Origin of the sequence: Synechococcus sp. CS-1328 (genome assembly GCF_025128095.1) — a bacterium.
Classification (GTDB): domain Bacteria; phylum Cyanobacteriota; class Cyanobacteriia; order PCC-6307; family Cyanobiaceae; genus CBW1002.
This window is the reverse complement of the sequence record NZ_JAHLYT010000030.1, coordinates 43,926-50,047: the sequence shown is the minus strand read 5'-3', so window position 1 is coordinate 50,047 and position 6,122 is coordinate 43,926. Positions and strand designations below refer to the sequence as shown.

Here is a 6,122-nt window from a genome sequence, read left to right as displayed (position 1 = left end):
CGCCTACAGCGCCCCTGTGGCAGCTGCCAGCGCCGTGTTCCTGATCTACCCCTTCGGTCAGGGATCCTTCTCTGACGGCATGCCCCTCGGCATCTCGGGCACCTTCAACTACATGCTGGTGTTCCAGGCTGAGCACAACATTCTGATGCACCCCTTCCACATGCTGGGTGTGGCCGGTGTGTTCGGTGGAAGCCTCTTCTCCGCCATGCACGGTTCGCTGGTGACCTCCTCGCTGGTGCGTGAAACCACCGAGAGCGAGAGCCAGAACTACGGCTACAAGTTTGGCCAGGAGGAAGAGACTTACAACATCGTGGCAGCCCACGGTTACTTCGGTCGCCTGATCTTCCAATACGCCTCCTTCAACAACAGCCGCAGCCTGCACTTCTTCCTGGCTGCCTGGCCTGTGGTTGGCATTTGGTTCACCGCCCTGGGCGTGAGCACGATGGCCTTCAACCTGAACGGTTTCAACTTCAACCAGTCGATCCTCGACGGCCAAGGCCGTGTGGTGAATACCTGGGCCGATGTGCTGAACCGAGCTGGTCTGGGCATGGAAGTGATGCACGAGCGCAACGCTCACAACTTCCCGCTCGATCTGGCCGCCGCTGAAGCCACCCCCGTGGCTCTGATGGCTCCTGCGATCGGCTGAGGTCACCCCTCAACCCAACAGGCGTTCGAATCATCGATCACCTTTCTGGCCCTTCTCTCCAAGAGAAGGGCTTTTTTGTGTCTTGGGATCGGATCGATCTGATCCGTCAGCCAGCAAAGCGATCAGCCGGCAAATCGATCGGCCGCGGAGCGATCGGCTGGGGCCGCATACCCCCACGTCCGCACAGAGCTGCAAGACGTTGAGCCGGTAACTCCCCCCTACCTTTCTTCGATCCCGTGGTGTTGCTGCGTCTGCAGATCCGCTCGTGGCGGAGCAACACGGCGGGCCATGGCAGCGTGCCTTCCGGTCCAGGCTGCCGCGTCAGGTTGAACCGGCAATGCTGTGGCGGAAGCGCGGTTCCAGCAGCAGCTCCAGATCCTGGGTTGCTGGCTGGGGTCTGCCGAAGAGATAGCCCTGGAAATGGCGGCAGCCCGCCTCCTTCAACAGAGTCCATTCCTGCTCGGTCTCAATCCCCTCGGCGATGACCCGCAGTCCCAGGGTGTCGCAGAGCGCCACGATCGCCCGCACGATCGCGGCATCCTGGGGATCGAAGCTGAAGCGTTCCACGTAGCTGCGATCAATCTTGACTTCCTGCACCGGTAGCCGGCGCAGGTAGGTGATCGAAGAGAAGCCGGTGCCGAAATCGTCGAGGGAAAAGGCGAGATCGTGCTCACTGAGCTCACGCATCCGCTTGGCCGCGAAGTCGAGATCGGTGAGCACCGTGGCTTCGGTGATCTCCAGGTTCAGCAGCCTTCCGGGGATCCCGGTGTCGTGCAACAAAGAGATCAGATCGCCGGGGAAATCCGGATGGAGAAACTCCGTGGGACTGATGTTCACAGCAACCCGCAGATCCGGCAGCCGCTCCAGGCCCCAGCGTGCGATCTGGTGGCACACGGTTTCCATGCTCCAGCGCCGCAGAGCATGGATCACCCCCGATTCCTCGGCGATTGGGATGAATTCAGCCGGGGAGATCAGGCTGGATCCCTTGGGGTCCCAGCGCATCAGGGCCTCCAGTCCGCAGAGCTGGCCCTTGTCGTCTACCTGGGCCTGGTAGTTGACGCGCAGTTCGTCGTCTTCAAAGCCCTGGCGCAGCTTCGATTCGAGCCGGCTGCGGGTCTCGATCCGTTGCAACATGGCGGGTTCGAACAGCTTGACCAGGTTGCGCCCCAGCTTCTTGGCTTCATAGAGCGCCACATCAGCCCGTTGCAAGAGGGTGTCGACGCTGAGGTCGTTGGTGGTCATCAGGGCGATACCGATGCTGCCGCTGCTGTGCACGACGCCGATATCAATCACCTTGGGCTGGTGGAGGGCCTCCAGAATCTCGCCGGCGATCCGAAAAGCTTCCCGCTTGGCGGCCTGGGGTGTGGCGCCGAGGTTCTCGAGCACCACCATGAACTCGTCTCCCCCTTGCCGGGACACGGTGTGGCTGTCCCGCATCAGGCGACGCAGCTGGCGGCCGATCAGGCAGAGCAATTGGTCGCCAGCGGCATGGCCGTGGGTGTCGTTGAGGATCTTGAACCGGTCGAGATCGAGCATCAGCACGCCATGGATCCGATCGACCCGCGGAAAGGCGATCGCCAGCTGCTGCAGCCGATCCACCAACAGGCGCCGATTCGGCAGTTCGGTGAGGGGGTCGTAGAAGGCGAGTCGATGCACATGCGCCTCGTGCCGCTTGCGTTCGGAGAGATCGAGGATCGATCCGGCGAAGTGGGTCGGACGTCGTTCCTGGTCGCGGGCCACGATGCCTCGACTCAGCACCGTCAGAAAGGATCCGTCCTCGTGGCGTAAGCGCAGTTCGCTCTCGACGCTGTCGATCTCACCAGCCAGGGCCCGCTCCAGCTGCAGCTCGAAGGCGGGCCGGTCCTGAGCATGAATGCGCTCCAGCCACAGACCGGCGGTATGGCGGGCTTCCAGCGCCTGGTGGCCGAGCATGTTCAGCCAGCGCACCGAGAGGAAGCAGCTGTCGTTGGCGATGTCCCAGTCCCACCAGCCATCGTTGGTGCCCTGCAGCACCAGTTCCAGGCGCGACTCAGAGGCATGCAGGGCCTGCACCTGGGCTTCAATCCTGAGGTGATCGCACTCCCGATCCAGGTGGGCGGCGAACTTCTCGGCGATCAGGCTGAGCACCTCGGTGGCATCGGTGCTGATCGGCTCGAAATTGGCGGCCACCGAGCGCCGGTTGGCGGCCAGCAGCACGGCATGGCAGCGGCCCTGGCGGCCGATGCTGCGGCAGGCCAGGGCGTCGCAGAGATCGAGGCCAGGCAGGATGCCGCCCATCTGGTTCGGCAGGATCACCGCCTGAGCCGAACCGAGACTGGCCAGATAGGCCGCCAACCGCTCGATCGAGTCGGAGCTCTCCTGCAAGGGCGGATCGCTGGGCAGGCTGCCGCAGAGGGCGAAGTCCCAGACATGATCGGAGGCCTCGGACGGCGCCACCCACACGGCCCCGATCCCCAGATCGAGCACATCCGCGATCGCCTCAGCCACGATATCGATTGCCCGGCGGCTGGGACCGCTTGCCAGCAGGGAGTCCGAGAGGCGATTGAGTCGGGTGAGCTGGGCGATCTGGTGATCGAGCCTGCAGCGCAGTGTGATCAGCTCCTGCTGGAGCCGTGAATAGGCCACGGCCCAGTCCCTGATCTCAGGCGGGTCGGGGCGCATGGTCATCCGTGGGCCCTGCTGCGGCCAGTCATGCCGGATCGACGCGGTACAGAGCCGCCAGTGCCGTGGTGTAGTTGTGATAGGCGTTCGATCCACCCAGCTGGGCGTACTCGCCGAAGCCGTACATGCCGAACCAGGGGGGAACCTGGCCCTGGTCAAGAAAGGGTTGCTGCATGCGGTGGACCAGCTCCTCCTTGATGACGCGGTTGAACAGGCGGCGGCCGCGTGCCAGGCAATCAGCGTGGAACACCGCCACCGGGGGACCTGGGGGAGCGGCGGCGGTCATGGCGGCCAGCATGCGGTCCATGTCCGCGAAGATCCTTTCTTCATCCCGCACCGTAAGCCGGAGGGACGTGCCTGCGGCGCACTCAGTGGCATAGATGATCTCACCGGCGGCGGTGTGATGGGTCACGACCCGCAGGATGTGGTCATTGCCGTAGTCCGCGGTCAGCTCCGCCGGCAGCAGCTCGGCCAGGGCCCCGATCGGAATGGTGTCCGCTTCGCTGGCATCGGCCGGCAGGCCGAGCCGTTCGAGGTAGGCGCTCCAGGCCGGCTGCCCATTGATCCGCACGATCCTGTTGCCCCGGGCTTCGCTCACCCATAGCGGCTCTCCCACCGCCACGAAGCCATGGCTGGCCTGAGTGATCACCGCCAGGCTCGGGTCCCAGATTCCCACCGCGAAGGCGGCGTGCTGGTACAGCACCCCGTCGATCGCTTGATGGGTGCTGACCCCCTGCATCTGATCGGACGAGGTGGCACCGAAGATCACCACCTCCGGTCCAAGCACCGATTCAATCCCGGCGATCAGGCGGTCGTTGGCGATGTCGATGCCGGAGGCAAGCAGGTAGAGCATGCGCACCGGCTGCGGCGCGGCCTCCTGCAGCCCCCGGGCCAGTTCAGCGCCCTTCTCGAAGGAGGTCGGCCCCAGCAGTCCATCGACCTGGGCGACGCTGCAGCCCTCACCCGTGATCCCCATCACGGCAATGTCGTGCATGGATTCCCCGGGCCCCTCGCGGCCCACCACCCCGGCGCAGGAGGCGGCCAGGATGCGTGCCTGCGGACACTGACGGGCAGCCACGGCACTGAGCGCCAGCAGGTCGTGCCCCACCACCGCATTGATCAGCAGCAGGGAACATTCAGGCTGGTCGGTGCCGTAGGCCTGCTCGAGGGCCTCGAGAATCGCCCGCTCGGCATTCACGGCGCGGATGGTGCCGGAACGGAACTCGAGCATGGTGCTGCCAGTGGGCAGGGAACGTCTTGCCATCGACAGTAGCGAGATCCCTGCTTCTGGGGCCTCAGACTTTTGCGGCCGTCAACAGCTGTGGCTGCCGGCAGGGTGGCCTGCCTGCAGGGTCGGCTTCAGCGGGCTCTGCTCCAGGCTCCTGCTCCTTCAAGCCAGCTCTGCGCCATGGCCGTACAGATCCATGGCGGCACGGCTCCAAGGCGTTGCCGCTTCAAGGCTGTGCTTGCCGCTTCAAGGCAGTGCTTGCTGCTTCTAAGCGGTTCTGCTGAAAGAGTTTCCCCGCAACGTCAGCGTGTCTGCAGGCAGGGTCGCTGCTATTGATCAGAGTCCAGAAGCACGCAGCTGTTGAGGATGCCAGAGATGGTTGGCTGGGTGGTGGTAGGTGCAGAACTGGAAAAGTGTGAAACAGCGAAGTGGAAAAGCCGGTGACTGGATTTGAACCTGCGACCTACTGATTACGAATCAGTTGCTCTACCGCTGAGCTACACCGGCAACCCCCTGAAACTAGCATTCGCCTTCACGTTGTCCCCTGGTGGTGCGTCTCATGGGATCCAGGCAGGACGACTCCCGGTCGCGCGATCTCGATCCCGCCCTGCGCCAACGGCTGCTCACCGAGCTCCGCACTCCCTGGCGAGGGCTGCGCCGGGCCTTGTGGTTCGCACTGCTGGCTTCGGCCAGTCTGGGCCTGGCCACGATGGCTCTGAGGGGCGCCAGTGGCGAGGGGGTGGCCTCAGCCGATCTGTTGATCCAGATCGGAGCCTTCGTGATCTTTGCCGCGCTCCTCTGGTTCGATCGCACCAAGGAGAGCTGAATCGTCGGTCTGGTGGTTGGCGGCCTGTTCTGGCCCTGATTCCAGGGCGGCGGCGGCTGGATCTGGTGTGATGTCTGCGTTGATCGCATCAGGTAGAGCTGTCTCGCTGGCTTCGGCAACGAGAGGCTCCCTTGCCGCCGCCTCTGGAGCTGTCGCAGCGACAGGCAAGGAAATGGCCAGATCCGGAAGCAACAACAGGGGGAGACCGAGGCAGAGCCGCCTGTCCTCCAGTTCCACCTGGCTGAAGGGTGCTGCAGCCGCGATCGCGGCTGGGCTGCGGCTGAGCAACCAGGCGCTCTGAATCAGCTGCTGCCACTGCCACAGCATCAGGGTCAGCACCGGCATCGTCAGCAGCAGGGCCTGCAGCCGCTGATCACCATCCAGCAACGCCAGTGGTCCAGCCACCAGGGCAGCGTGACCATCCAGCCACCAGAGCAGGGGCAGCCCCGCAACGGCGCCAGCGATCAGCCCCCCCCGCAGCAGCGGGGCCTCCTGCAGGCGGCTGAGCCGCCGCTGCTGATCCCGACGGGCCCGCAGTGGGGCCTGCACAAGCAGCAGGGAGAAAGGGTCCGGAGGCCGGCGCCAGAACAGTACCGCCGGCACCAGTACGCCGATGGCCCAGGTGAGCAGCCGTTCCAGGCCAGGCCATGGGCCTGGATCACTGCCCCCGAGCAGCAACAGCACCACCAGCGCTTCCAGGGGAAGGGCGGTGATGCCGAGGAGCTGCAGCCACAGCAGCGGTTCGCTGCGGGGATTCACGA

At 64.7% G+C, this 6,122-nt stretch carries 4 protein-coding genes, 1 tRNA gene and 1 pseudogene; 2 read left to right on the top strand and 4 right to left on the bottom strand.

Translation table 11 applies throughout. The features are described from left to right. Positions 1-646: pseudogene (locus KQ310_RS04870) on the top strand (photosystem II q(b) protein); the annotation flags it as partial. A 321-nt stretch (positions 647-967) separates the two neighbouring features. On the opposite strand, the gene KQ310_RS04865 reads toward KQ310_RS04870, so the two are convergent. The 3 genes from KQ310_RS04865 to KQ310_RS04855 form a co-directional block, all read right to left on the bottom strand. After that, positions 968-3,313 carry a bifunctional diguanylate cyclase/phosphodiesterase gene (locus tag KQ310_RS04865; protein ID WP_259720655.1) on the bottom strand — a complete coding sequence of 782 codons (2,346 nt, stop codon included), beginning with the start codon at positions 3,311-3,313 and terminating at the stop codon, positions 968-970. Positions 3,314-3,335: 22 nt separating this feature from the next. Next, positions 3,336-4,538, bottom strand: coding sequence for an FIST signal transduction protein (locus KQ310_RS04860; RefSeq protein WP_259720654.1), 1,203 nt, complete (start codon positions 4,536-4,538; stop codon positions 3,336-3,338). A 432-nt stretch (positions 4,539-4,970) separates the two neighbouring features. Continuing rightward, positions 4,971-5,042, bottom strand: a tRNA-Thr gene (locus tag KQ310_RS04855). Positions 5,043-5,094: 52 nt separating this feature from the next. Between KQ310_RS04855 and KQ310_RS04850 the strand changes: the two genes are divergently transcribed. Further along, complete coding sequence (locus KQ310_RS04850; protein ID WP_259720653.1) at positions 5,095-5,361, top strand: DUF3493 domain-containing protein; 267 nt, start codon at positions 5,095-5,097, stop codon at positions 5,359-5,361. Here the strand turns inward: KQ310_RS04850 and KQ310_RS04845 are convergent. Beyond that, positions 5,281-6,120, bottom strand: a complete 840-nt coding sequence (locus KQ310_RS04845) for a low-complexity tail membrane protein (RefSeq protein ID WP_259720652.1) — start codon at positions 6,118-6,120, stop codon at positions 5,281-5,283. The two genes, KQ310_RS04850 and KQ310_RS04845, sit on opposite strands and share 81 nt — an antisense overlap. Positions 6,121-6,122: the final 2 nt, after the last annotated feature.